Source organism: Aeromonas sp. 61P, assembly GCF_051919545.1.
In the GTDB taxonomy this organism is placed as follows: domain Bacteria; phylum Pseudomonadota; class Gammaproteobacteria; order Enterobacterales; family Aeromonadaceae; genus Aeromonas; species Aeromonas veronii.
This window is the reverse complement of record NZ_JBQBEL010000001.1, coordinates 2242411-2267547: the sequence shown is the minus strand read 5'-3', so window position 1 is coordinate 2267547 and position 25137 is coordinate 2242411. Positions and strand designations below refer to the sequence as shown.

Below are 25137 nucleotides of genomic sequence, written 5' to 3'. Positions count from 1 at the left end.
TAGGTATGATATATGTCAAAGGAAATTAATTTACCTGATAGTGCTATTTCTACATGGGGTGGATTTGTATACCAAGGGAAGGTCGCTTTATATCACGCACTGGTATTATTAAATACTCAGAGTTTCAGAGGAAAAGTAATAAAAGAATTTAGCCTGCAGCTAGATAGTACAGATGATTTCGCTATATATTGCAATGATATCGTAGTGTCAACGCATCAAGTTAAGGCTAAGATTTCTAGCTATAGGTCAGCATATCAATCAGCTTTAGAAAAGGCATCGGCAATAGCTCATGATTGTGATGATGATACCGCTAGATTTTTACATATATCTACTCCACTTGATAACATGGAAGATTATGACCCTGAAAATGGATATAAAGTAGAGATATATACATATGAAGATATAAAATACTGTAGTTTGCAAAAAATAGATGAGCTTATTAAGAAGCAAGTTGAAGTATATCTGAAATCGAAATCTTCCCCATGCACGGAAATAATAAAAACAGAAAAATCTTGTTACCTATCAGAAAAGATAACCAAAAAAGTTTTATTTATCCATTCCGAGATCCAAGGTGGGAGAACTCAGAAAGAAGCAGCATATAGTGAAACTATTAGTAGCATAGAGCTAGTCGACTTTTTAAACATGAAACCTCTCCATCAAGAGGATAATGAATATAAATCAATAATTGCCAAGGAAAAGTTTGGCCGAATAGTTGAAGAGTATGTATATAACGAAATAAATTACTTCACTAAAGAGCAAGTTATAAAAATAACAAATGCATTTAACTTTATATACAACGCAAGTATTGATGAGATAAATAGAATTGTCATGTCGATGAGACCAGACGAATCAGATGCAAATATAAATAACGATTATATAAGAAACTATCTTGATCTAATTGCCGAAACCAAAAACGAACTTAAATTAATTGAGCTGCCACATTACTCAAAGATACACAACAAATATCTTCCAACCTCATTAACTATCCATTCAAACCCTAGACGACAGGAACTTTTTATACGTGATGTTCAACGAAACATCAGCGAGAATACGATTCTCGCATATCTTCTCTATGAATATAACAACTTGATAGTTCATGATTCATCAGGTTTAAAATCCATTAATGCACCATCTGCAAAAATAACAAGAACTGATGAGTGTGAAATAAAAAACCATATCGTGAGAGCATTTGATCTCAGGATTTTATCTCGTCAAGAAATGGAGTTAGAGTTAGATGCTAAGTGATTTTATTAATGATGCTATATTAGAACATTCGTTTGTTCTAGTTGAACAGCAATATGAAGATTATAATAACCTTCTATTTTACAAAAAAGAACTAGGTGAATTTCAGAGATATGTAATCACGATTTCATTGGATGAGATGATAGATGCTCTTGATGTGGATGTGATTCATGACAAGGTTTTAAATTATACACCTGATAACTTGCTTGCCTCTCCAGCATTCTCAAAAAATACAGATCTAATAGTTTTATTAAAATTGGATAATTTAGCTAACTATAAGAAGTTGGAAGAAATAATTTTTTCAATTGAAGAGAACCCCTATCACTTTAAGAAATACGTTCTCTATTACACGGAAGATGAGCTAAGTTTTATTGCCGGTAAAAAATTCATAGATATAAAAGAAATTCTTAATGATCATGCTGAGTTCATAAATTATAAAAGCTATCCTCTTAAACCCTGTATATATAACATGGTGGCTAGAATTTTCATAAAAATCCCTTTCCTTATAATGCCTGCACTTAAAAAAGATTTGATACCAGTTAATTTACAGATTTCATCTTTAGTCAATGAGCTGCAAATGACCACACTATATGAAAAAATTGCAGCAAAGGCAGTATCAAAAGATAACGATATAGATTTACTTTTACAGGAGCTGATCAATGAAGAACTGGAAGCTATCCAGGCTACAAGTAAGTAACTTCAAAGCCTTTAAAGATATCTCTTTTAATTTTGATTCCACATCATTGATCACGCTGGAAGGCCCCAATGGATTTGGAAAAACAACTATATTTGATGCCCTTGAATTACTTCTTACTGGCAAGATATCAAGAATTAAGAATCTTTGTGGCAATATAATGCTAACTGCAACAAAGAACTTTAGCGATAACGTATTCTGGAATGAATCCCGCAAGGGAAATATAATTATTAAGATTGAATTATCAGATGAAGAAAATGAAGAGCTTTTAAGTTTTGCTAGAGTTGCATGCGTTGATGATTTGATAATCCCAAGAAATAACAGAGCAGATAATTTCAGCATCTTTAAACTATACAGGCTCCATCACTTTGATGATGATTCTTACACCTCAGACAAGATAGTCAGCAATGATTATATAGACTATGTTTTTGGCCATGGATTTACAGACAGTTATGATCAAATAAATTACCTAGAACAAGGTCAAAGTACATTTGTATTTTCAAAAAGTCTCAAAGAGAGAAAGGATTTCATTAGTGGTTTAATGAATGTTGATGAGTTAATAAAACAAGTCGACCTATTAAACAAGTTAGAATATCGTTTATCACGAAAACTAAGTGATAAACAAACTCTTTCTCAAATTGAAGAACTACAGAACAAGATTGCTCTCTACTCAAAATCAGCAGTAATAAGCGCCCCTGTTTTATATGAAAAAATATCGACATCCAATCAAATTCCAGCATGGGATAATGAACTATTACCCTCGTTAGAAGAGAATTTTTTAGCCTCCATATCAGATGATTTGTCATCATTGATGATTATGGTGGAAAATAAAGATGAAATAAAAATTAGATATGATAACAAACGCATTGATGACTTCATCGCTAACTATGATGACGTATTAAAAGATGTTGTAACCATTGGTGATTACGTTGAAAACTTCTCATCCATCGAGTCCACCAAGAATAGATTTGATTCTCTATCGTCCTCCGTTAAATTATTATCAATCAATAGTGATTCAATTACAGAAAAACATTTAATGAAGGTGTCTGAGCTCTCGAACATTAATGTGATAGATATTCTGCACCTCGTTGCACAACGAGATACCTATAAAAAAGAGGCTGATGGTAAAAATCAGGCTATAATTAAAATCAGCGCTGCTCGAAATAATTTAATATCCGAACATAATAAGCACGCAGATTTAAATGACCACGAGTGCTTGTTATGTGGTCATGACTGGTTAACGAAAGATCTTTTATTAGAAGCGATTGAAAAAAAAGAAAGTCAGCTAAAACACTATCTAAGTGGACTAGGTAATAAGCTGTTACTAACACAAAATAAAATTGATCTTCTTAAAAGTAACGAGATTGCGGTATTAGTTAAAAAGGTGGAAGAGTTAAATCATAATGAAAATCTATTTAAAACTCTATTATCTTGTAAAGAAAGATTTCCTAAAATAATTACTGTCAAGAAGCGACTTGCTGATATAAAAATAACTTATCAAAGTGGTTTCACAGACTCTGAAGAGGAAGTTGAAATAAGAAAGCGTGATGTTATAAAGAAAATCCTATCACTGAAAAAAACAGAGAATGCTGATGTTATCGTGAACTGGAAAAAAGTTCTTGACAGTTCATTTATATCAATTGATAGCTTTATGAAAATCTCAATCTCTCAAGTTGAAAATAAGATTCATTATTTTAACTTCAAAGTAAATGAAGAAAAATTTCAATCATTAAAAATAATGCGGCAACGACTTCAGAAGTTAGAATTAGACAAGAAGGTAATGGAGAGCTTAAAGTCGAAAATTTCTATCCTGAAACAACAATTGAACGATTTGAATAAGTCTATTTCTAAACAAACAATAAGTGATATAGAATTAACCTTCCATATCTTTAGTGGAAGATTAATTCAAAACTATCAGAGAGGTCTCGGGCTGTTTATTGATGAGGGGAATGGTGATAGAGTTCGATTTTGTACAGCAGAAAAGTCTGAGCATGATGCTACATTATCTATGAGCTCTGGGCAACTTTCGGCTTTAAGTCTTTCCTTCTTTTTATCCTTGCATAAGGTTTATGCTAAAGCTCCATTCATATTAATCGATGACCCAGCTCAATCATTAGATGAGATAAATATAGCATCACTAAGTGATTTGTTAAGATGTGAACTAAAAGATCGACAATTAATACTTTCCTCGCATGAAGATAGCATAGCATCTTATTTAAGATTTAGATTTAAACGTGCAGGCTTACGACAAAAATCGATCAATATGCAGACACATGTAAACACAACAAGCTAAACCTAATAATACTTAAATTAAGCGGTGGCACTTTTAATATAGTGCCACTGCGCACCACCTACAAAGACGTTTAAGATTTTCGTTTAGCGATCTCTGCCTTCATATAAATACTTGCTCTTCTCATATCTTCTTTCAGTGCTTTAATCTCGCGCTCTGTCAGCACTCTAACGCCACACTCATACCCTTTTTCCAAAGCAACCTCTTTAATTATTTCAATTAGGTAAGGAAAACGTAATCCTATCCCATAAAGTTAAAAACTAAAATTATAAGCACCAGTATGAAAATTTTGCCTCGTTGAGCACCATCGGTGCGAATAAGGCTTAGTGAAGAAGCTACTCCGGCGTGCCGGTTAGCTAACTTCACACATCCTGCCCGCAATTCAGCCTTGTAATCATGAAGGAAAGCATGCATCAGCAACAAGGGAAATCATACAAATCATCTGCGGACAGGATAGCTAACGAGAAAACCTATTCTTTTCAATAGGTTTACCCACCTCTTCCACTCACTTTCCATCCCGCTTCCATACACTTTACAGATTGGAGTTGAATGATCAGGATGGAACGCCAAGGGAAAAGATTCCTCAAGACTGGTGCCCTCACCGGCATCTAGCCCAATCGATTGCCACAAAATCAGCTATGCCGCTAGCATGTGGGTATCCAAAATTCTGACAACAGAAGAGCTGTTCAAGTGAAAGAGCAATTGTAGGCTCATTTGCTCATGCTAATGATTGTCAAGTGAGGCTGGAATCCATACGATATTGCGTAAAACTTAATGCTTGAGGCACAGATGAATCAGCGTACAGAACTACGACTACGATACCGCAAAGGAGTTCAAGCTAAGAAAGCTGAACTAGTTACTGTCAATGAACAGAAATGGGTGCAAGCACAAACTGTATTGGCATTTCTTCCGCTTATTACTGCAGCTGTATACCTATTTGGCATGGCTTGGCATATGGGATATGTTAACGTTTTTCACGTTGATAGCAGCGAGTTCCCACTCTCAACAGAACAAACATTATTAACGGGAACCTTCGCTCTTGTAGCCAATCTGGTACCACTGCTAGGCTACCCTATAGCTGCTTTTGTTGGATTACTTGTAATAGTCATTGTGGTAGCGCTTACGTTTAAGCTGATGAAACGCGCTAGAGATAGAACTGTATCTTGGGTAACTCAACCGTTCAAAAATAAGGACATGGATAAAAAAATAAAAAATATTTTTAAGTACTCGGCTCACCCTGATGAAGTTAAATGGGTTGCCACAATTATAGAAAAAGCAATGAACTGGTACATTCTATATTTCTATGTTTTATTTACTTCATGCATTATTGGTATACTTGCTTACCACTGTTACGAAAATGGTCGTCGTACCGCCGAATCTCAGAAAGATGATATGAATGCAGGCAATTTCACCTCTGCCAATAATCTCAAGTATGCTGCACATCCCAAGGGTATATCTGCGCTGAGGATCGTCTGTAATGCGACTCAATGCACATTCTGGAATGAGACGGATGGCACCATCTATCTTCGTTATGATCAAATTGATAGCGTGACGATCCCCACTCAATCCGCAAATATACAGCCTGCTACAGATAAAAAGACCAGATGACCAGCTTAGACAACTAGGTCTATTAGCGAGGTGGGTAATCTCAGTTGTGGCCCTTGCAACCCGTCCAAGGGCTGCAAGGGCCTGTGTCTAGTGGATTATCTTATGGATAATCTTGGATCACTTTTCCAAAAATACCTTAACCACATGTTTTGAAAAGATTTTAAGACCAACTCCTGGGAATGAAAGTGCACCAGTTGGGAACGTTAGTGCACCAGTTCGGGAATGATAGTGCACTGAAATTACTCCAAAGATCTGTTCCGTGGCCTGCGGATCTCCCACATATCTTTGCGGTATTCAGTTACCAACCAACCTATCGTGAACAGCTCCCCCACAGCTCTACGAGCAATCTGCTGGCGCTTTCTCATCGCATCAGCAATCGCAGGATCCGGCCAGATGTAACTGCACAGAGTATCCAAGGACGCGCGCCCTGATTTACCAGGATCGATCCACCCGCATAGGCGTTGATGGATCAATCGAGCAGGATCGCTCTTGAGGCTACGCACTTCATTCATATCGATGCGAGCATGTGGCCGTCCACCGAGAACGGCTTCTGCAATCTGTGGGTTCAAACAGATGTATAGCGCGTTATCATGATCATCAAAGAGATGACTCATCAGGTGGAAGGATGCACAGCGAGAGTCACCTTGAATGACAACGGTGACATTCGACATCCTGATCAGACTAGCCTTTAGGGTTTTAAGGTTTCTGCCGCTTTTGCATAGACCAATCTCTTCGAGTAGCTGAGTGATACGAGACTGCACCACCAAGCAACGGCAGTCCGCACTATCAAACTCCGATGCTAAGGCCAAACGAAGTCGCTTAGGAATAGCTGCTGATGGCGCAGAGGTCAGAATAACGCCCTTGGGACCGGATAGCGCAACCAGCCCTTGTAGCAGTCGCATATCATCAGCCCCTAATGGCTCAAAACCAATAAAACGAGCGCTTTGGTTCTGTCCATAGCTATACGTCACATCCAGCTTTAACTTCTTTCTCTCCCCTCGCTTTAAACTGCGGAATAGACCAGGAGCAAGGCAGTGCATCGGATCATGGCGCGCGTGGGTAAGTTCAATAGCCATGAGCAAACCTCCTTCGCTCTCGCGCCTGGGGAGGTTCCATGAGTTGTACCGGATGTAATACGCCCCCTTCTTGGCGTTCAAACCATTGATCTTTGATCGCAGTGCCATAGTTCTGCTTGGATACCCCAAAGCGCACAAACGCACTGCGTCGAGAGTTTCCGATGGGTGTACTACCACGTTGAATCTCGGTTAGCTGGTTTGCTTCTTCTTCCCCCATCCGCACGATGTAACCACACCATCGGATGTTATCAATCAACGCAGATGCACCTCTGGCTGCCTGCTGTTGATCAAGACTGCCATCCCTCGCGCTCCCCTTGCTGGCGTGATGTAAATAGAGCACCGCAGCCCCCGTATTTGCGGCCAGCGACTCAAGTCGGGTAATCAGCTGGGACATGTCTCCGTTACTATTTTCGTCCATCTGATGCATACGGCTGAGGGTGTCGAGAACAACAAGGCGATATCCATCTACCTTCTGCACCAGAGCCTGAAAACAGTCCGGATTCATCAGATCTAAACTCAACCCCATCATCGGTTCCAATGCGAGGTTTGTGGCAATAGAGGCCCTCGCTTTGGGCGATAGATGTTTGCCAAGCGCATGGACGCGATGACTAAGCACTGCAGCCGGATCTTCACCAGCCATATAGATCACTCGGCCTGAACGGGTCGGGCGTAGTTGCAACAGATCGCCATCAGACTCTTTGCAAGCCACGGCCATTGCGGCCTGCAATGCCCAAAAGCTTTTACCTGTTGCTCCTGGTGCGATCAGAGCTCCCACAGTACCGGCCAAAAATCCAGACCATATGAAGTCAAGAGCAGGCGGCTCCTGTTCAAACGCAGCTAGTAGGTCAAGAGCCATGGCTTACCTCTTAGCGTTTGAATTCTGTGACTTTTGTCGTGCTAGCTGCTCGGCTTTGGTTGGCCGGCCACGCCGAGGCATATCTGCCGATTTAACCGCTCGATCATCCAAACCTTGGCTAATGACATGTTCAGCAAGCCAAAGCTCAACATCTTCAGCACGCCAGAGCAAACGCTTGGTTCCTGGTAAACGGCAGATAGGGGGAAGTGAACAAGGGTTGCGAGTCGCGTCACTACGGATGCTAGCAACGGATTTATGCAGACAGAGAGCCAATTGCTCAACAGTCAAAAGCACCACGCTGGAGGTGGTAATAGAGGTTTGTTTCATGGTCATAACCCATCAAGGCGGCAAGGGTCATCGAATAGCTGTGCCGGTTAGCTAATCGGTAATTGACCTGAGCGGCACCATGCCCGGCCTTGAGGGTATAAATAATTAGTGCCTGTCGTCCGATGTTACGTGACGAAATGGAGTCTACCAGCAGTGTTTTGCTATGTCATGCACTGGCAAGCGTCATTCGCCGCTATCAGGCCAGTGTGGCATGCCACAATTTTGCCACACTGGATAAGCTAAATGCTGCATTCCAACGCTCAGTAACGCATCAAACTGCAACACCCAAACTACTGTTTTGTTTGATAAAATTTGGTGCCGGTAACAGGAGTCGAACCTGCGACCTTCGCATTACGAATGCGCTGCTCTACCAACTGAGCTATACCGGCTTGTTGCTCTCCACATTCATAAAAAATGGCCGGCAAGTCAATTGAGGCAGCTCGATTTTATGAGTTGGCTCATGGTGTTAGCGCCCGATTTACAGGTCGGCAAACTCGGGGATATGGGCGCGGCCGCGGCTCTCTAGGAAATCGAGCAGGGCACGGGGGGAGCGCACCAGGATCCGCTCTTGCGGGAAGCCCGCTTCGGTCACCAGACGGTGGCTGTGGTCAAAATCGCCAAGAGTAAATGCCACGTGGGAATCGGAGCCGAAAGTGAGATAGGCCCCCAGATCTCGCGCGACTTCAACGATGGCACGGCAGTTGCCTTCGCTACCCGGGCGCGAGTGAATGAAAGAGGAGTTGTTGATCTCCAGCGCTACCCGATAGTCAGCGGCCGCCTTGACCACCGCCTGAATATCGATTGGAAATGCGGGGTTGCCAGGGTGGCTGATCATGTCGACCCGGCCGCTCTTGATGGCGTTGATCATAGCCTGGGTGTGAGTGGCCTGATCGCAGGGAGGGAATACCTGCTCATGAAAGCCCGCCATGATCATGTCGAGGCGCGACTCATAGCGCTCGGGAAAATCGATCTCCCCCTCCAGGTTTTTGATGTTGGCCTCGATACCCCGCAGGATCCCTACCCCATCCACCACTCTTGGCAATATCGGCAAGTTGGCAAAGTGCCAGACATGAGGGGCATCGGCCATCTCGGGGCCGTGATCCGTGGTGGCAAACAGCTTGATCCCCTTGGCCCTGGCTATCGGCAGATAGTCGTGGATGGTGCTGTAGGCATGGGTGCTGGCAATAGTGTGAGTGTGGGTATCGACCGGGTACTTCATCTTCTCTCCCCTCATATTTTGAAAGGGCAGCATAGCAAAGAGCGGCAGCTCGGGCCACGCCGGTGCTTGCCACACTTTGTCACAAAATACCGCGAAGCTGACATAGTCTGAGGGGCTCTGGCTGGCATACTGCCCCCGTCGATACATGCCTGAACTCGCATCGACAGTTTGCCGTCAGGATGACGCGAACTCACTTTCCCCACCGTCGCGCCCTGCGGCGGTTTTTTTTGCCTGCAAACCGCAAACCGGTAACAGACGCGCAAAAAAAGGCCCAACTAGCATGGTGCAGGTTGGGCGAGACTTAATGTTTAATTGCAGTGGCATAGATATAGAGTCCTGCTTTTTGACTAAGTTCCGCCCACTTTGCTTTTTTCATCGAAAAACATTCCGCTAACACTCATTCACATTCTCTTGACACTTCACGTTATGAAACGTACTTTTTAAACATTCGTTTAAGTGAGGTGTCCAGTGAGTAAAATCGATACCAAAAACCGTATTCTCGACGCCGCTGAAGTGCTGTTTGCCGAGCGGGGATTCGCCGATACCTCTTTGCGTCTGATCACCAGTGAGGCCGACGTCAATCTGGCGTCGGTGAACTATCACTTCGGCTCCAAGAAGGAGCTGATCCAGGCAGTACTCGACCGTTACCTGAGCCTGTTTATGCCGGATCTCGATGCCCGCCTGCGGGTACTGATGGAGCAGGATCAGCTGACCCTGCTGCAACTGTTTGAAAGTTTTGTCGAGCCGCTGATGAAGCTATCGGCGGTGCGGGCCAACGGCCCGGCCATCTTCATGCAGCTGCTGGGGCGCGGCTATATCGACAGCCAGGGCCACCTGCGCCGCTTTATCACCGCCCACTATGGCCCCATTTTGCAGCGGATCACCCAAGCCATCTCCAAGGCCAATCCGGCCCTGTCGCCGGCAGATCTCTTCTGGCGCCTGCACTTCACCCTGGGCACCGTCGTGTTCACCATGGCCTCTGCCGATGCGCTGCGCGACATCGCCCTGGCCGACTTTGGCCAGCAGCTCGATGTAGAAGGGCTGGTGCGCAACGTTATTCCTTATCTGGCGTCCGGAGTCGGGGCGCCCGTGGAGTCGACCAGGCTCTCCCTGGCCGTGTAACAACCAACAATAAATCAACGGAAACAGTGAAATAGAAGGAACTTCGGTATGATCACATTGCTTGTCCTGCTGGTGCTGGCGATAGCCGTTGTGCTCGGCGTACCCTCCATCCGTAAAAAGGTGGTAACCCGTCCGGTGTTCGGCATCTTCAAAAAGATACTGCCGCCCTTGTCAGCTACCGAGCGGGAGGCCATGGAAGCCGGCTCCGTCTGGTGGGATGGCGAGTTGTTTCGCGGCAACCCCGACTGGAAAAAACTGCACGGCTACGGCAAGGCCGAGCTGACCGCAGAGGAGCAGGCCTTTATCGACAATCAGGTCGAAACCCTGCTCGCCATGGTTGATGACTTCAAGATCGTCAACGAAACCAAAGACCTGCCGGAGCCGGTGTGGGACTATCTGAAGAAGGAAGGCTTCTTCTCCCTGATCATCCCGAAATCCTATGGCGGCCGCGAATTCTCGGCGATTGCCAACTCCACCATCGTCACCCGCATTGCCACCAAGAGCCTGAGCGTGGCGGTCACCGTCATGGTACCGAACTCCCTTGGCCCGGGTGAGCTGCTGATGCACTACGGCACCCAGGCCCAGAAAGATTTCTGGCTACCGGGGCTGGCCAACGGCAAGGAAGTGCCCTGCTTCGCCCTGACCGGGCCGGAGGCGGGCTCCGATGCGGGCGCCATTCCTGACAAGGGGATCGTCTGCAAAGGGATGCACAAGGGTGAAGAGGTACTCGGTATTCGCCTCAACTGGAACAAGCGCTACATCACCCTGGCGCCGCGCGCTACCGTGCTGGGGCTGGCGTTCAAACTCTATGACCCGGAAAAACTGCTGGGTGACAAGGAAGAGCTGGGTATCACCTGCGCGCTCATCCCCACCAGCCACCCGGGCGTGCGCGTCGGCGATCGCCACTACCCCATGGGTCTGGCGTTCCTGAACGGCCCGACCTTCGGCAAGGATGTGTTCATTCCGCTCGACTGGATCATCGGCGGCCCGGATTACGCCGGTCGCGGCTGGCGCATGCTGGTCGAATGCCTCTCCGCCGGTCGCGGCATCTCACTGCCTGCCCTGGGCACCGCTTGCGGTCACATGGCGAGCCGTACCGTAGGCGCCTACTCCTACGTGCGCAAGCAGTTCGGCATGTCCATCGGCAAGTTTGAAGGTGTGCAAGAGGCGCTGGCCCGCATCGGTGGCCTCACCTATCAGCTGGAAGGGGCCCGTCGCATGACCGCAGGTTCCCTGGATTTGGGTCAGGCACCGGCCATCGTCACCGCGATTTCCAAGTACCACATGACCGAAATGGCGCGTCAGATCATGGATGACTCCATGGACATCCACGCCGGTCGTGCCATCCAGCTGGGCCCGAAAAACTACACCGGCTACGCCTACATGGGTATTCCGGTCGCCATCACGGTGGAAGGGGCCAACATCCTGACCCGCAACCTGATGATCTTCGGGCAAGGGGCTACCCGCTGCCACCCGTATGTCTTTGCCGAGCTGGAAGCGGCAGCCGATACCGACGTGGAACGCGGTCTCGAGAAGTTTGACGCCCTGCTGATGAAGCACATCGCCTTCGGCGCCGGCAACTTCTTCGGTTCCCTGTTCCAGGGGCTGACTCTGGGTCAGTTCAACAGCGCGCCGGTGGCTGGTGAAACCGCCCGCTACTACAAACAGCTCTCCCGTATGAGTAAAGGGCTGGCCCTGTGCGCCGACGTCTCCATGCTGATGCTGGGTGGCGATCTCAAGCGCAAGGAGATGATCTCCGCCCGTCTGGGTGACGTGCTGAGCCACCTCTATCTGGCCTCCGCTACCCTCAAGCATTACGAGGATCAGGGCCGCATGGTCTCCGACCTGCCGTTCGTGCAGTACGCGGTGGAGCGCAACCTCTACCTGATTGGCAAGGCGTTCGAGGGCTTCTTCCAGAACTTCCCGAACAAGGTGGTGGGTGCCGTACTCAAGCGCGTGGTGTTCCCGTTCGGCGTCGGTTACAAGATGCCGGCCGACGATCGCTGCCACGCCATCTGTCTGGCCATGATGAAGCCGGGCGAATTCCGCGACCGTCTGACCGCTCTCTGCTATGTCGGCAAAGACGAGGCAGATCCGGTCGGCCTGATGGAGCGCGCCTTCCAGGCCATGGTCGCTGTGCAGCCCTACGAGAAGAAGCTGGTGCAGGCCCAGAAAGAGGGCAAACTGCCCCGCAAACTGGCGCTGCCGGAGCTGGTTGCCGCCGCACTGGCTGGTTCCATCCTGAGCAAGGACGAAGCGGACAAACTGCTGGCCGCCGATGCCCTGCGCTACGAAGCCATTCAGGTAGACAACTTCGCCCCGGGCGAGCTGGAAGGCTTCTCCCAGCAAGCAAACAAGCAGCCAAACAAGGTAGAGCACGCCGCCTGATCCCCTGACAAACCTGTACCAAACCGGCCCTCGTGGCCGGTTTTTTTGTTTGTTAACCATGCATTTACAAGCCGGGAGAATTCCAGTTAAATACTTGAGTCCCTTTGCAGGGGCTTTGGAAGCAAGGCCAGCGGAATGGCCGATAACAACAACTCAGGAAGAGTGAATGAACCTCGCCAAAACGGCGATCGAACGCCCCATCTGGGTGGCGGTCTCGATCGTGCTGATTTTCCTGCTGGGCCTGCTCAGCATCTGGGGACTGCCGATCCAGCTGTTCCCCGACATCGACCGTCCACACCTCAACATCTCGGTGAGCTGGCGTTCAGCCTCGCCGCAAGAGATGGAGTCGGAGATCACCGACCCCATCGAGCAGGAGATGCAGGGGGTGCAAGGGCTCAAGAGCCTTGTCAGCAACAGCTATCCCGGCTTTACCGAAATCGACATGGAGTTTGCCCTCGGCACCGACATGCAACGGGCCCAACTCGATGTGATTTCGCGATTGAACCGGGTCTCGGGACTGCCGGACAAGATTGGCGGCCCCTACGTCAACAACTACAGCAGCAACGATACCCTCACCTTCTTCTTCATCCAGCAGCTGCCCGGCGCCAAAGGGGTGATCGATGATCATCAGGCGCTGATCGAGGCGCGGGTCAAACCCGAGCTGGAGCGCATCGAAGGGGTCTCGACAGTCGCAGTCGAGGGGATCAACGAGCGCCAGATCCAGATCCGCTTCGACCCCTATCGCGCCGCCGAGCTGGGGGTGGAGATCCCGGTGTTGGCCAGCCGGGCCACCACCGGCTGGGATGTGTCAGCCGGTACGCTAGACATCGGTCGCTGGGAGTACAAGCTGCGCTTCGCCGGTCGTTACGATGTCGAGACGCTGGGGGACAAGGTGGTGGACTGGCGCGATGGCCTGCCCATCTATCTGCGGGATGTGGCGGAAGTAAGGGTGGCCAGGGAAGAGAACCCGGTGCTGCGGATCCAGAACGGCAATACCGCCATCGCCGCCCAGATCTTCAAGGAGAGCGGTGCCAATGCCCTGGCCTCCCTTGAGGCGATCAAGGCCCGGGTGAACGAGCTCAACCGCGAGGTGCTGGAGCCGGTCGGGCTGCACATGGAGCAGTCGTTCGATGCCTCCCTCTACATCAATCGTGCCGTCAGCATGGTCACCGCCAACCTGGGGCTCGGGGTGCTGCTCTCTTGCGCCATCCTCTGGCTCTTCCTGCGCCAGCTCAAGGCGACCCTGATGATTGCCCTCGCCATCCCCATCAGCATCATGCTCACCTTCTGCCTGCTCAAGGTGATGGATCGCACCCTCAACATCATCTCGCTGGCGGGCATCGCCTTTGCCGTCGGCATGGTGCTCGACGCCGCCATCGTGGTGCTGGAGAGCATCTACCGGCGCCACGAGCGGGGGGATTTGAGCAAGGCGGAGGCGGCGCTCGAAGGCACCCGTCAGGTGTGGACGGCGCTGGTCGCCTCCACCCTCACCACGGTTGCCATCTTCCTGCCGGTGCTGCTGCTCAACGATGTGGAGGGTCAGCTGTTTGCCGATCTGGCGCTCACCATCGCCTGCGCCGTGACAGTCTCCATGCTGGTCGCCGTCATCGTGCTGCCTGCGGTGGCGGCGCGCTGGATGGGGCGTGAAACGCTGACCGATCCCTATGAGTCGCTGTGGCAGCGCACTACCCGTCATGTGATCCGCTGGACCTCGACCTCACGCCAGCGCTGGGCGGTCATCACCCTGATGATGAGCCTGCCGGCACTGGCCACCTGGGCGCTACTGCCCAAGATGGACTATCTGCCGGACGTGAAACGGGACGCGGTGGATGTCTGGATGAACTTCACCCCCGGGGTCAACCTCAAGGCCCAGCGCGAAGAGGTGATCGATACCCTGATCGCCCGCCTCGCCCCCTACATGAAGGGGGAGAAAGAGCCTGCCCTCAAGAACTACTACATCTTGCGCTACCCGGGGGGCGCCCAGATTGGCGTGCGCCCCAAGGACGAGACCCGCATCAAGGAGCTGGAGAGCCTGTTGATGAAACAGCTGCTGGTAGGTATTCCCGACACCCGGGTGTTCGGCGGTCAGGGGTCGCTGTTTGGCGGCTTTGACAGCGAGAACGGCGTCTCCCTGCTGCTGCTGGGGGGTAACCTGCCCGAGCTCTATCAGGCGGCCCGTGCCAGCATGGGGATCCTCAGCAAGGACCTGCCAGGAGCACAGGTCCGGCCCGAACCGAGTCTCGACTTCACCGCTCCCGAGCTCAAACTGGTGCCGCAAGATCGACGTCTCGCCGAAGTGGGTTGGGATCGCACACCCCTGCCCACCATCATCCATACCTTTGGCGACGGCTTGCGGGTTGGCGAGTATTTCGACGGCGAAGATCGGCTCGACATCATGCTGATGGGGCAGAGCTCCGCCAATCCGGACGAACTGAAGGCAGTGCCGCTGGCCACCCCCTCCGGGCGCATCGTTCCCCTTGGCGAGCTGTTGCGGGTAGAGCACGACATGGGCCCGGCCAGTATCTTCCGGGCCGATGGGCGGCGCAGCATCAGCCTGCAGATAGCGCCCCCGGCAGGCATGACCATGGAGCAGGTGATCGACACCCTGAAAAACCGCAGTTTTGCCGCCATCCGCCCCCTGCTGCCCGCTGGTGGCGAGCTGCGCATTGCCGGCAATGCCGACAGCCTGCAACAGGCGCTCGACAATCTGGGGACCATCTTCCTGTTCGCCGTGGTGATCCTGCTGGTGCTGCTGTGGGGGGTGTTTGCCTCCCTCAAGGATGCCCTGCTGGTGCTGCTCACCCTGCCCCTTGCCTCGGTTGGCGGCGTGCTGGCGCTGCAACTGAGCGGGCTGCTGGTGCCGCTGCCGATGGATCTGCTCACCATCATCGGCTTTGTCATCCTGCTGGGACTGGTGGTCAACAACGCCATCCTGCTGGTGCATCAGACCCGCACCGCCGAGCGGGACGGCATGAGCCGTCAGCTGGCGGTGGCCGATGCCCTGCAAAGCCGGATGCGCCCCATCGCCATGACCAGCCTCACCAGCATCTTCGGCATGCTGCCGCTGATGCTGAGCCCGAGCGAAGGGAGCGAAATATACCGCGGGCTCGCCACCGTCATTGTCGGCGGCATGAGTTGCAGCACCCTGTTTACCCTGATCCTGTTGCCTGCCTTCCTGCGTCTCGGGGAGCAGGTGGCGATCCCACACCCCCTGCGCCAGCGGGCCTGAGCAAGGAGCTCATCGATGACACATATGATTACCCGAATGTTGGCTGGCGCAGTGCTGATAGCAGGCAGTGCGCTACCGGTATTGGCCGATCAGGGCAAGATGGTGACCTTGGCGGATGTGACCCAAGGGGATGCGGCCGCCAATATCTGGGTCAGCGGCACGGTGGCGAGTCGCCAGCAAGCTGCGCTAAGCGCCGAAGTGAGCGGCCGGGTGGAGTGGATCGCCGAATTTGGCAGCCGGGTCAAAAAAGGGGACGAGCTGCTGCGCCTCGACAGCGCGGCACTGCGCCTCTCGCTGGAGCAGGCTCGCGCCGAGCAGGCGAAATGGCAGAGCAACTTGCGTTTCGCCCGCGCCGAATCCCAACGGATCACCCGGCTGCACCAGCAAAAGAGCGCCTCCCAAAGCCAGTACGACAAGGCCAGTTACGATGTGGAGCAGGCAGCTCTGGCCGAGCGGCTGGCCGCCATACAGGTGAACCAGATTGAAGAACAGCTGCGCCGCAGCCACATCTATGCCCCGTTCGACGGGGTGGTGAACAACCACTTCATCCAGCCCGGCGAGCATGTGGACGCGGGCGAGCAGGCGCTGGAGCTGGTCAACCCGGATCAGCCGGATATCCGCCTGCAGGCCCCCATTCTCTGGGCCCAGCAGCTGGCGCCGCAAACCCGGCTGCGGGTGGAGGGGGAGCAGCTGAGTGGTCACGGCGTCTATTACCAGCGAGCCGCCAGCGCCGATCCCAAGTCGCGCCTCATCGAGCTGCGCCTCAAACCGGAAGCGGGCACCTTCATCATCGGCTCGCCGGTACGGGTTGCCTTGCCACTGGGGGAGCAGCAGAGCATGCTGCTGCCCCGAGATGCTCTGGTGCTCGGCACCGATGGCAGCGTGGTCTATCAGGTGGCGCGAAGCGGCAAGGCGCTCAAGGTGAATCGGGTGCCGGTCACCGTGCTGTTTGGCGACAGCCAGCAGGTAGCGGTGAGCGGCGCCCTCAAGCAGGGGGATCGGGTGGTGGTGCGCGGCGCGGGCAGCCTGCAGGATGGCGACACCATAGCGCTGTTCAAGGGGTAGCCACGCCCGACGCAGGCTGGCCAATCTTTGCCCGCTTGACCCGGGACATACAGCCAAACGGGCCACAGTTTGCTATCTTGGCGGCCATCACTCGCGTTTAGAGCAATCAACACCCATGAGCATTATTTTGGGCATCGATCCGGGTTCGCGGATCACCGGATACGGGGTTATCCGGGTCGTGGGCGGCAAGGCCGAATACTTGGGCTCTGGCTGCATCCGCACCGATTGCGGCGAGCTGCCGGAGCGCCTCAAGCAGGTCTATGACGGGGTATGCGAGATCATCACCCAGTTCAAACCCACCGAATTTGCCATCGAGCGGGTCTTTATGGCCCGCAACGCCGACTCGGCCCTGAAACTGGGACAGGCTCGTGGCAGCGCCATCGTCGCCGCGGTCAACGCCTATCTGCCGGTGAGCGAATACTCCGCCACCCAGATCAAGCAGGCGGTGGTGGGTACCGGTGGCGCCGCCAAGGAGCAGGTGCAGCATATGGTGACCCATCTGCTGAAACTCTCCGCCACCCCGCAGGCGGATGCGGCAGATGCCCTCGGCGTCGCGCTCTGCCACCTGCACACCCGCCAGAGCCTGATCAAGATGGCCGGCCGTGCCAGCAGCTCGGTACGTGGCCGCTATCGCTGAGCCCTTGTGTCGTCCACGACTCATCTCGGTATCGCTAAATAAAAAAACCGCCCCGGATCTCCGGGGCGGTTTTGTTTGGGGCGAGTAACAACCGGCGGGACTTGTCAGATGAATGTTCTCTCACGTAGTCGGCCATATATTTAGCCGCCTTATTCAACCGCGGCATTCGCCCCGGCGAGTCGGGCCTGCTGTTCACCACGCTTTTCCAGCGCCGAGCTCATGGCGAAGGAGAGCGCCTCCAGCTGGCCATCGAGGCTGGCGTCGATGATCCCCACCTCGGTCTCGAGGATGCAGCCCCCCTGATCGAGGCGGGCATCGGCGGAGATCTCGAGATAGCCGATTTCGGGGAAATCCTTGTGTACCCGGGCGATCTGGTCGCGCACCGCCTGCACCTGCTCGGGGTGAACCCGTATCGTCACCTGCTTCTGGTTGCTCACCAGCGAGAGCGCCTCCCGCACCACCTTGAGGGTGAGCGCCACCTGATCGTAATCGTGCAGGATCTTGCGCACCGCCTGCAGCACCACCTCGCTCATCTGCTGCTCCACGGTGCGATAGTACCCCTGACACTGCAACTGGGTCTGGTGGATCAGCACCGCCTGTTCGCGCCGGGCTTCGTCAATCCCGGCTTGCCAGCCAAGGCTTTTCTGCTCTTCATAGACGGCGCGGGCCTCGGCCACAATATCGGCCGCCTGGGCCCGGGCGGCCTCTACCAGCTCCTGCGCGCTCAGGTAGGAGAGGTAATCCTGGCTACGCAAAATACGCTGGCTTGGCGCCAGTTGCAGATGGTTACTCTTTATTTCAACAAATGGCAGCATTGGGGAGTTACCTGTTTGGCAATCTTGAGACAAAGCGCCCGGGCCAGTGGCAGCTGGTCAGCCGCCAAAGGCCATGATGGCCTGGGTGGCGCCGGGGGAAGTCGCAGGGTGAGACGGCGAGCCCAGTCGGGGTAGCCCTCCCCGGCCGCCGCCAGCCAGAACTGCAAACCAGCCTCTTCCAGCAACCCCTCATCGAGCTGAGCAGGCAGAGGCTGCTGCCAGCCAGCGGGCCAGGGGCCGATCAACAAGTCGAGCTGGGAAAGTACGGCTCTGTGCCCCTCCTCCCCCAGCAATGCGATGATCTGGCGCAGCGTAGGTGCCAGCAAGCAGTGGCGGATCGCCTCTCCGTGCAGCACGGCCCCCAGACGGCGCAACAACAACACCAGCTCGCTTTGGGGAAACAGCGCCAATCCCCCCAGTGGCGCGGGCATCTCATAGCCAATCCCCAATGCCAGCGCCTTGAGCAAGGCGCCGTTACTGGCTGGCAGCGTCCGCCACTCGGGCAGGAGCTTCGGCACCTGCGCCCAGGATGAGGGCAGGTGCGCCTCATGGAGGTAACTGGCCGGGCAAAAGCGCAACTGATAGGGGGTCAAACCGACCGTCATCCGCGACTCCGGCTCCGGTGCCACATGTATTGCGCCAGGTTGCTGGTCACCACCAGCGCCAGCAACAGGGCAATCAGGCCGCCCAGCCGCCACTTTGAACCTTCGCTCACTTCAATGGAGAAGAGCGAGGTATTGCGCGGCATCAGCGGACTCTGGCGCACATCCGCCGAGGGCACCAGCACCACGCTGATCCGGTCGTAGGCGAGCCCCTCGATACTGTTGTTGACCAACTGCTTGATCTGCGGGATGTAAGTATCGAGCTGGATATCCGCCGCATGCTTGATAAAGACCGAGGCCGAGGCCGGAGAGGGTTTCTTGCTGATCCCCTCATTACCCTCCGGCAGCACCACATGGACGCGAGCCACCAGCACGCCGTCTATTTCCGACAGAGTATTGGAGATCTCCTGCGCCTTGGCATAGGTGAGGCGAGCCCGCTCCTCTGTGGGCGAGGAGATGAGGCCATCCTTGGGAAACACATCCTGCAGAGTAGAGAAGCTCTCTTTTGGATAGCCCTTGCGTTTGAGGGTCTCGATGGCCTGCGCCACGTCGGACTCCTCTACCAGCAGCTTGATGCGGCCATCCTTGTCGGCTGCTTGTCCGAGGCGATCCCCTCGGTCTGCAGCAACGCCAGCATCTCGTTGCCCTCTTTCTGAGTGACCCCGGTATAGAGCTCCACTTTGCAGCCGCTGAGCAGCAACGAGGCGCCAAGCACCCCCATCAGCATCGATCTCTTCACACTACCTCACTGGGTCTTCAACAGGGTTTCTACGTTCTGGCTCATCTTGCCCACTGTCTTGGCAATCAGCTCCTCCTGCATAGTGATCCGCATCAGCGACCACTGCATCTGCATCAGGCTGTTGGGATCATCCCCCGGGGTGGCCAGCTCGGCTTGCAGGTTCTGTTTGGCCTCGACAAACTGCTGCTTCAACTCCCCCAGCTCCCCCAGCAGGGAGCTCCCCATCCCCTGGGATGTACTCCCCATCGCCTGTTCAAAACTGGCGATATGGGGCGAGGAGAGATCCACCGCTTTCAACTCATCCAGGCTGGTGACCACCGCCTGGGCAGACTGTGTAATTTCCATCACGCCTCCAGATCAAGTTTGTGCGAATTGCGCATCAGATTGTCTACCATGCCGTTGAGCGGGATCAGGGTCATCAGCTCGCGCCGGGCCAGTGCATCGAGAAATTGATGTCCCGCAGGCACAGCGCCCTGCCCGTCCCTGAGCTCGCTCAACAAGTTCAGCAACACCTTCTCCCGCCGCGATGCCAAGGGATCAAACTCCCGCATGGTGGCCCGCAACTCCGGCAGATCAATGGCATCCACCACCGGCGACTGACGCTCGCCAAAACGCGCGATCAACTTGTCAGTGACCGGGACAAACAGTTGCTTGCCAATCTCCGGCGCCGATTTGTCGCCCTGTTGGTAGATCTGCCAGAGCAGTTCACGCTTGGCGGCGGGCTCCACACTGGCCAGCAAACCCTCAAGGGGGGCCCCCTGTTGCCAGCGTTCGAACAGATCCGGCTCGGGAGTCTTGGCCAGCAGTCGCTCGAACTGGCGTTGAGCCATGGATTCGGGCGGGGGGGGCTGACGCAGCGGCTGCTCTCCCCCCAGCTGATCGCTGCCTTCAATTTTCATGAGGCCATCTGCTCACGCAGGCCGGCGGCAAACTGTTGCAAGGTTGGCTGACCGCTCTGCTCCAGTCGCAGCAACCGTGCAGCCAGCGCCTCCTGCTGACCAAGCCGCCACTCGCACAGGGCCAGCCAGGGCTCGATATCCGATGTGCAGTGCTCGCCACCAAGCTGCAAAGCGGCCTGGTAATCCCCCCGGTTCATCAGGGAGGAGAGGCGAATGAGCGTTACACACTCGGTCATCTCCGGCGCACCCGCCAGCCAGTCGGCAATAGTAGCCGCCTCCTGATGGCAATGGTGGCCGGTACCAGCCAGCGCAAGCTCGGCCAGCTGTCGTTTGAGTTCAGGGTTCATCATCAAATCTTCTGCAAAATACCCTGCATCAGGTCTTTCATGGCCCGAGTCACGGTGGAGTTGATGTTGTAGATCACCGACCATTTGTTGATCTTGTGCTGCAGCTCGGCCAACAGCGCCGGGTTATCCGGATTGGTTTTCATCGCCTCAATGGCCTTGTTGACCTCGGTATTGGCGTCATTGGCCTGCCCGGAGAGGTTCGATGCCACCTGATCGAGGGTGTTAGTAGTACCGTCCGCATACTTAAAGTAATCAGCCATGGTTGTGCTCCTTTATCTTGCCAATGATCGTGAGCCCCGCCTCGATGGCGTCGGCCTGTTGTTGCCACTCCCGATACTGTTGCGGGGTTCCCCCGCGCAGCAGTTGCCGTTTCACTTCACCCTGCGCCTGAACAAGCTGCTCATGCAGCTCACGAGCAAAGGCGGGATCAGCGCCGGACAGTCGCGCTTCCAAACTGGTCATCATGCCGCTCGGCTCCTTTTAATTTGACGATGTATTGCTGCTTGCCCTTGCTCACCACCACCGCATCGGGGCGAATGGCCAGCACCCGCACCCCGCTGGAGGTTGCGCCCCCAACCGGATAGCGCTGGTTGTCTGCCAGTACCACATAAGGCACCCGGCCAAACGAGACGCTGCGCACATCGAACTCCAGCTCATCCTGACGCGGCGTTCTGGTCTGATTGATCAGCTCCAGCGTCGGGTGTGTACCGAACTCCCGGCGAAACTGCTGATTGACCTGCTGAAACTGGCCAAGTTGGCGCTCATCCAGCTGGCCGGAGAGTTCGAGTCGCCCACCCGCTTCACGCACCCGCAATGCACCGGCCAGCCCCTGCTCCTGCAGCAAGGCATCGAGACGCTTGCGATAAGCCCCGGCAATCTGTACCTGATTCTCAACCCCCAGCAGGCCGGGGACCTCCTGCTTGAGCAGAGATTCAATGGTGCTCCATTTGCCATCCTGTCCCTGAATTTCACCGCTGAGCTTGAGCCAGCCGGGCTCCTTGCCATTGCGGATCTGCAGCTGTTCATAACCCAACTTCTGCAAGATAAAGCCGGCACCCTGCCGCAGATCTTCCATGGTGCGCAGCTCCAGCCGGTAGCTGAAACCCTTGCTGTCGAGGTACTGCTGCAAGGCAAGACGAGCGCTGTTCTCATCGACATAACCCGAGAGTTGCCACAGCTCGGGGTCACTGCTGTTCAGCACCACCTGACGGTAGTTTGGTGCGGCCAGAAAGCGCTTCAATGCCTGCTCACTGCGGGCGGATTCGTTCTCGTCGGCGCCATGCCACCAACCCGTGCCGAGCAGCAAGACCACGGCGACCACCAGACTCAGGCAGAGGGCCCCCATCCAGACATCGGCGCCTGCTGCCCGCCGCCGCGGCGCACGAGAAGGAGCAACCACCGCCGCCAGTGCCTCCAGCTGTTCGGGTAGCGAACGACTGTTGTCACAGAAGCTCCAGAGCAGCGGGCCTGCCTCCAGGCGCGTTCCCGCCCTGAGCGTCTCTCCCGCGGTCAGGGCGACACCGTCCTGAGTCGGGGTAATACCGTCCGCCCAGGCTTGCAGGGTGATCCCTTCCCCATTCACCAGCAGTACCAGATGCTCGGGGGCCATCCCCTCATCCACCAGCACCAGATCAGCCTTGAGGGGATCGGAACCTATGACCAGACGCCCCTCCGGCAGAGGAACTTCTACCCCGCGATTGAGCCCGCGATATACGCGGCACTTCCAGCTCATCGGGTCGCGCCCTCATTGCCCGCCTGCACACACCAGCTGGCGGCCGGTGTACATTTTTGATCCTTGTTCATTTCGACCAGACGCCACCCCAGCTCATTGCCCATCCGGCACTGAGTGAGAGACGAGCTCTTGCCCCCCTGACGCAGCAGTTGCTGCACATCACGGGCTGCAGCCAGCGGCTGGCATTGCGCGCCCCCCAGCACCTTGCCAAGGGAGAGACTCTGATTGGAGATCTCATCAGCCCCGAGCACCCCGGCTCGCAAATCCTGACCATTGCCCAGCGCCAGATAGTGGGCAATACCGTCATCAATCAGACGAGGCTCGATGATAAATAGCCGCACCGAGCGACGGGTCTGGGTGTCCTTGCTACGGAACAGCGCCCCCAGATAAGGGATGTCACCCAAGAAGGGCACCTTGCTCAGGTTCTCGCTCATCTCGTCGCGGTAGATACCGCCAATCAGCAGACTCTGGCCGTGGCCGACCCGGGCGATGGTATCGACCACGGTGCGACTGATGGTGGGAATGCCATCGGCCCCCGCACTGTTGGGTTTCTGGTTGCCATCCTCGATGTGGAGGCTCAGGCTGATCTCGGGTCTGTCACCCATCTGGATCACCCGGGGGGTCATCCGCAACATGGTGCCGTAGGTGATCCCCTGCAGCTCGGCCACCCGCTCGCCGCTGATCTTCACGTAATAAGTCTCGCTGTGGTCGATCACCGCTTGGGTATTCTCCTGGGTCAGCAAGGTCGGACGGGAGACCACCTGGGCATTGCCTTCGTTTTCCAGCAAGTTGACCCGGGCCAGCAGATAGTCGAGTCCTTTCGAATCCACCAAACTGCCGAGCGCGGCCCCCCCTTCAATTCCTTTGCGATCGCCGGTGGTCTTGATAATCACCTGCTGGTTGGAACCGGTGCGGATCCCCACTCGCCAATCCACCCCCAGCTGGGAGAGATCCTCGGCATTGATGTCAATAATGGAGAGCGCCACCTCAATGCGGGCCGCCGGTTTGTCGAGCGCGGCGATCAGCTTGCCGTACATCGCCATCCGCTCCGGAGCATCGCGCACGATCACCGCATTGAGGGAAGGATCAGCCTGCACGATGGCCTGACCGGAGGTGGCCGTCGCTGCCTTGCTACCCTCGCCGTTGACCATCTGCACGCCAGCATCGCTCAGCAGCTTGGCCAGAATGGTCGCCACACCGGGTGCCGCCACATCGGTATCACGGTACTGGATGGAGCGGTCAGTCGCCGAGGCGTACTTGAGGGGGAAGATCTCGATGGCCAGCGGCCCGGTCTTCTCGCTGCGCAGCTGGGACTGTTGCTCCAGTGCCAGCGCGGTCTGCTCGATCAGTTCAAGGTAACGGGGCGGGCCGGAGACATAGACCAGCCGGTTATCCGCATCGGGGCGCCAGCCAAAGCGGGGTTCCCAGATCCCGGCTCGTTGCAGCGCCTGTTTGAGTTCTGCTGCGCCAGTCTGCTCCAGATTGATGAGACGGGACTGCACTTCGCTGTTCTTGAAGACGTAGAGCACATTGCCGTCGTAGTACCAGACCAGGTTGTAGAGGGAGGAGAGCTGCTGCAAAAAGGCGAGCGGCTCGTCATGCTCAAACTGACCGTTGACCTGATCGTTGACCTTGTCGCTGACCACCACCGAGACCTCGTAGTTGGCACCGAAGTTGACCAGCACGTCGCGCAGACTCTCCCCTTCCGCCACATAGCTGTAAGGCATGGGCACCCAGTCCAGCTCCTGTGCCATGGCGGGACGCTGCCACGCCATCACGGCGAGGCAGATCCACAACAGGGGACGCAGCAGGGGTTGCACACTCAAGGGTGCCATATCATCTGTCTCCATTGGGGGGCCAAGGCGGCCTCGGTCAATTGGGGTTCCAACCGCTCCAGCAGGGCGATGTGCTGGCTCAGGCGCTCCGCCAGCAGCGCCTCGTCGAGCCACTCCAGCGCGAGCCGCGCCTCCAGCTGCAAATTGCCAAGCTCATCCAGCACCAGGGCATGGGGGGCATGACGCCCCCAGGCCACCACCTGTTGCAACAGACGCTTTAGCAGCGCCGGATCATGGGCCTCAGCATCATTCCTCTGGCTGCTTACAAGCGGGGTACTCAGCAGCAACTCACCGTTTCTGGGGGTCAGAAAGAGGGGATAACCATCGATCCGCAGATGGTACTTTCCCTGTGCGTCGGCAATAAAAGGCCCTTGGCCAAGGTTTGCGGCCAATCGATTCAGTAGCGTTTGCATAG

Annotated in this window: 22 protein-coding genes, 1 tRNA gene and 1 pseudogene; 9 read left to right on the top strand and 15 right to left on the bottom strand. The window is 54.1% G+C overall.

What is annotated here, in order from left to right; genetic code table 11:
* Window positions 1-12 precede the first annotated feature (12 nt).
* From ACTG2O_RS10975 to ACTG2O_RS10960, 4 genes are all read left to right on the top strand, one after another.
* Complete coding sequence (locus tag ACTG2O_RS10975) at window positions 13-1245, top strand: ABC-three component system protein (RefSeq protein WP_279456707.1); 1233 nt, start codon at window positions 13-15, stop codon at window positions 1243-1245.
* Window positions 1235-1939 carry an ABC-three component system middle component 1 gene (locus ACTG2O_RS10970; protein WP_439975729.1) on the top strand — a complete coding sequence of 235 codons (705 nt, stop codon included), beginning with the start codon at window positions 1235-1237 and terminating at the stop codon, window positions 1937-1939. The genes ACTG2O_RS10975 and ACTG2O_RS10970 overlap by 11 nt, the downstream gene beginning before the upstream one ends.
* A complete protein-coding gene (locus ACTG2O_RS10965; RefSeq protein WP_279474598.1) occupies window positions 1902-4229 on the top strand; it encodes an AAA family ATPase in 2328 nt (775 codons plus the stop codon). Before ACTG2O_RS10970 ends, ACTG2O_RS10965 begins: the two co-directional genes overlap by 38 nt.
* A 786-nt stretch (window positions 4230-5015) precedes the next feature.
* On the top strand, window positions 5016-5834 hold the full coding sequence (locus ACTG2O_RS10960) for a hypothetical protein (RefSeq protein ID WP_279474599.1): 819 nt from the start codon (window positions 5016-5018) through the stop codon (window positions 5832-5834).
* 239 nt (window positions 5835-6073) lie between these two features.
* On the opposite strand, the gene repC is transcribed toward ACTG2O_RS10960, so the two are convergent.
* The 4 genes from repC to ACTG2O_RS10940 all read right to left on the bottom strand — a co-directional run bounded on the left by repC (window position 6074) and on the right by ACTG2O_RS10940 (window position 9312).
* Window positions 6074-6910, bottom strand: a complete 837-nt coding sequence (repC, locus tag ACTG2O_RS10955; RefSeq protein ID WP_182951606.1) for a replication protein C, IncQ-type — start codon at window positions 6908-6910, stop codon at window positions 6074-6076.
* Window positions 6900-7766, bottom strand: coding sequence for a helicase RepA family protein (locus ACTG2O_RS10950; RefSeq protein ID WP_279456721.1), 867 nt, complete (start codon window positions 7764-7766; stop codon window positions 6900-6902). The genes repC and ACTG2O_RS10950 overlap by 11 nt, the downstream gene beginning before the upstream one ends.
* 640 nt (window positions 7767-8406) lie before the next feature.
* A tRNA-Thr gene (locus ACTG2O_RS10945) sits at window positions 8407-8482 on the bottom strand.
* An 89-nt stretch (window positions 8483-8571) separates the two neighbouring features.
* Window positions 8572-9312 carry a phosphatase gene (locus tag ACTG2O_RS10940; RefSeq protein ID WP_181497161.1) on the bottom strand — a complete coding sequence of 247 codons (741 nt, stop codon included), beginning with the start codon at window positions 9310-9312 and terminating at the stop codon, window positions 8572-8574.
* Between the two features lie 468 nt (window positions 9313-9780).
* On the opposite strand from ACTG2O_RS10940, the gene ACTG2O_RS10935 reads away from it, so the two are divergent.
* From ACTG2O_RS10935 to ruvC, 5 genes are all read left to right on the top strand, one after another.
* On the top strand, window positions 9781-10434 hold the full coding sequence (locus tag ACTG2O_RS10935; protein WP_041208826.1) for a TetR/AcrR family transcriptional regulator: 654 nt from the start codon (window positions 9781-9783) through the stop codon (window positions 10432-10434).
* Window positions 10435-10482: 48 nt separating this feature from the next.
* Complete coding sequence (locus ACTG2O_RS10930; RefSeq protein WP_005353557.1) at window positions 10483-12822, top strand: acyl-CoA dehydrogenase; 2340 nt, start codon at window positions 10483-10485, stop codon at window positions 12820-12822.
* A 166-nt stretch (window positions 12823-12988) separates the two neighbouring features.
* Window positions 12989-16051 carry an efflux RND transporter permease subunit gene (locus tag ACTG2O_RS10925; protein WP_439975728.1) on the top strand — a complete coding sequence of 1021 codons (3063 nt, stop codon included), beginning with the start codon at window positions 12989-12991 and terminating at the stop codon, window positions 16049-16051.
* Between the two features lie 15 nt (window positions 16052-16066).
* On the top strand, window positions 16067-17116 hold the full coding sequence (locus ACTG2O_RS10920; RefSeq protein WP_042082430.1) for an efflux RND transporter periplasmic adaptor subunit: 1050 nt from the start codon (window positions 16067-16069) through the stop codon (window positions 17114-17116).
* 115 nt (window positions 17117-17231) lie between these two features.
* Entirely contained in the window at window positions 17232-17753 is a 522-nt protein-coding gene (ruvC, locus tag ACTG2O_RS10915; RefSeq protein ID WP_005334512.1) for a crossover junction endodeoxyribonuclease RuvC, read from the top strand.
* A 149-nt stretch (window positions 17754-17902) separates the two neighbouring features.
* Here ruvC and ascL read toward each other — a convergent pair whose 3' ends face one another.
* The 11 genes and pseudogenes from ascL to ascB all read right to left on the bottom strand — a co-directional run bounded on the left by ascL (window position 17903) and on the right by ascB (window position 25135).
* A complete protein-coding gene (gene ascL / locus ACTG2O_RS10910; RefSeq protein WP_374879039.1) occupies window positions 17903-18568 on the bottom strand; it encodes a SctL family type III secretion system stator protein AscL in 666 nt (221 codons plus the stop codon).
* A complete protein-coding gene (locus ACTG2O_RS10905) occupies window positions 18547-19173 on the bottom strand; it encodes a SctK family type III secretion system sorting platform protein (protein WP_139463773.1) in 627 nt (208 codons plus the stop codon). Before ACTG2O_RS10905 ends, ascL begins: the two co-directional genes overlap by 22 nt.
* A pseudogene (gene ascJ, locus ACTG2O_RS10900) lies at window positions 19170-19909 on the bottom strand (SctJ family type III secretion inner membrane ring lipoprotein AscJ). Before ascJ ends, ACTG2O_RS10905 begins: the two are co-directional and overlap by 4 nt.
* A 6-nt stretch (window positions 19910-19915) precedes the next feature.
* On the bottom strand, window positions 19916-20254 hold the full coding sequence (gene ascI / locus ACTG2O_RS10895; protein ID WP_064335853.1) for a SctI family type III secretion system inner rod subunit AscI: 339 nt from the start codon (window positions 20252-20254) through the stop codon (window positions 19916-19918).
* Window positions 20254-20808, bottom strand: coding sequence for a YopR family T3SS polymerization control protein (locus tag ACTG2O_RS10890; protein WP_064335852.1), 555 nt, complete (start codon window positions 20806-20808; stop codon window positions 20254-20256). The genes ascI and ACTG2O_RS10890 overlap by 1 nt, the downstream gene beginning before the upstream one ends.
* Entirely contained in the window at window positions 20805-21158 is a 354-nt protein-coding gene (locus tag ACTG2O_RS10885; RefSeq protein ID WP_439975727.1) for a YscG family type III secretion system chaperone, read from the bottom strand. Before ACTG2O_RS10885 ends, ACTG2O_RS10890 begins: the two co-directional genes overlap by 4 nt.
* On the bottom strand, window positions 21158-21415 hold the full coding sequence (ascF, locus tag ACTG2O_RS10880; protein WP_040065226.1) for a type III secretion system needle filament protein AscF: 258 nt from the start codon (window positions 21413-21415) through the stop codon (window positions 21158-21160). Before ascF ends, ACTG2O_RS10885 begins: the two co-directional genes overlap by 1 nt.
* Window positions 21408-21620 carry an EscE/YscE/SsaE family type III secretion system needle protein co-chaperone gene (locus tag ACTG2O_RS10875; protein WP_005334536.1) on the bottom strand — a complete coding sequence of 71 codons (213 nt, stop codon included), beginning with the start codon at window positions 21618-21620 and terminating at the stop codon, window positions 21408-21410. The genes ascF and ACTG2O_RS10875 overlap by 8 nt, the downstream gene beginning before the upstream one ends.
* Window positions 21583-22887 carry a SctD family type III secretion system inner membrane ring subunit AscD gene (ascD, locus tag ACTG2O_RS10870; RefSeq protein WP_111900816.1) on the bottom strand — a complete coding sequence of 435 codons (1305 nt, stop codon included), beginning with the start codon at window positions 22885-22887 and terminating at the stop codon, window positions 21583-21585. Before ascD ends, ACTG2O_RS10875 begins: the two co-directional genes overlap by 38 nt.
* Window positions 22884-24737: a SctC family type III secretion system outer membrane ring subunit AscC gene (gene ascC / locus ACTG2O_RS10865; RefSeq protein WP_167555771.1), complete on the bottom strand. Its 1854-nt coding sequence runs from the start codon at window positions 24735-24737 to the stop codon at window positions 22884-22886. Before ascC ends, ascD begins: the two co-directional genes overlap by 4 nt.
* Entirely contained in the window at window positions 24710-25135 is a 426-nt protein-coding gene (ascB, locus tag ACTG2O_RS10860; RefSeq protein WP_159164053.1) for a YscB family type III secretion system chaperone AscB, read from the bottom strand. Before ascB ends, ascC begins: the two co-directional genes overlap by 28 nt.
* Between the last annotated feature and the right edge of the window lie 2 nt (window positions 25136-25137).

What these genes read in the sequence shown, in the direction of transcription:
- ACTG2O_RS10920 (WP_042082430.1), top strand. Translation starts at nt 16,067, where the DNA reads ATGACACATATGATTACCCGAATGTTGGCTGGCGCAGTGCTGATAGCA.
- ascD (WP_111900816.1), bottom strand. Translation starts at nt 22,887, where the DNA reads ATGAGCTGGAAGTGCCGCGTATATCGCGGGCTCAATCGCGGGGTAGAA.
- ascF (WP_040065226.1), bottom strand. Translation starts at nt 21,415, where the DNA reads ATGGCTGATTACTTTAAGTATGCGGACGGTACTACTAACACCCTCGAT.
- ACTG2O_RS10960 (WP_279474599.1), top strand. Translation starts at nt 5,016, where the DNA reads ATGAATCAGCGTACAGAACTACGACTACGATACCGCAAAGGAGTTCAA.
- ascB (WP_159164053.1), bottom strand. Translation starts at nt 25,135, where the DNA reads ATGCAAACGCTACTGAATCGATTGGCCGCAAACCTTGGCCAAGGGCCT.
- ACTG2O_RS10875 (WP_005334536.1), bottom strand. Translation starts at nt 21,620, where the DNA reads ATGATGACCAGTTTGGAAGCGCGACTGTCCGGCGCTGATCCCGCCTTT.
- ascC (WP_167555771.1), bottom strand. Translation starts at nt 24,737, where the DNA reads ATGGAGACAGATGATATGGCACCCTTGAGTGTGCAACCCCTGCTGCGT.
- ascL (WP_374879039.1), bottom strand. Translation starts at nt 18,568, where the DNA reads ATGCTGCCATTTGTTGAAATAAAGAGTAACCATCTGCAACTGGCGCCA.
- ACTG2O_RS10905 (WP_139463773.1), bottom strand. Translation starts at nt 19,173, where the DNA reads ATGACGGTCGGTTTGACCCCCTATCAGTTGCGCTTTTGCCCGGCCAGT.
- ACTG2O_RS10975 (WP_279456707.1), top strand. Translation starts at nt 13, where the DNA reads ATGTCAAAGGAAATTAATTTACCTGATAGTGCTATTTCTACATGGGGT.
- ACTG2O_RS10940 (WP_181497161.1), bottom strand. Translation starts at nt 9,312, where the DNA reads ATGAAGTACCCGGTCGATACCCACACTCACACTATTGCCAGCACCCAT.
- ACTG2O_RS10925 (WP_439975728.1), top strand. Translation starts at nt 12,989, where the DNA reads ATGAACCTCGCCAAAACGGCGATCGAACGCCCCATCTGGGTGGCGGTC.
- ACTG2O_RS10965 (WP_279474598.1), top strand. Translation starts at nt 1,902, where the DNA reads ATGAAGAACTGGAAGCTATCCAGGCTACAAGTAAGTAACTTCAAAGCC.
- ruvC (WP_005334512.1), top strand. Translation starts at nt 17,232, where the DNA reads ATGAGCATTATTTTGGGCATCGATCCGGGTTCGCGGATCACCGGATAC.
- ACTG2O_RS10890 (WP_064335852.1), bottom strand. Translation starts at nt 20,808, where the DNA reads ATGAAAATTGAAGGCAGCGATCAGCTGGGGGGAGAGCAGCCGCTGCGT.
- repC (WP_182951606.1), bottom strand. Translation starts at nt 6,910, where the DNA reads ATGGCTATTGAACTTACCCACGCGCGCCATGATCCGATGCACTGCCTT.
- ACTG2O_RS10930 (WP_005353557.1), top strand. Translation starts at nt 10,483, where the DNA reads ATGATCACATTGCTTGTCCTGCTGGTGCTGGCGATAGCCGTTGTGCTC.
- ACTG2O_RS10885 (WP_439975727.1), bottom strand. Translation starts at nt 21,158, where the DNA reads ATGATGAACCCTGAACTCAAACGACAGCTGGCCGAGCTTGCGCTGGCT.
- ACTG2O_RS10950 (WP_279456721.1), bottom strand. Translation starts at nt 7,766, where the DNA reads ATGGCTCTTGACCTACTAGCTGCGTTTGAACAGGAGCCGCCTGCTCTT.
- ascI (WP_064335853.1), bottom strand. Translation starts at nt 20,254, where the DNA reads ATGGAAATTACACAGTCTGCCCAGGCGGTGGTCACCAGCCTGGATGAG.
- ACTG2O_RS10970 (WP_439975729.1), top strand. Translation starts at nt 1,235, where the DNA reads ATGCTAAGTGATTTTATTAATGATGCTATATTAGAACATTCGTTTGTT.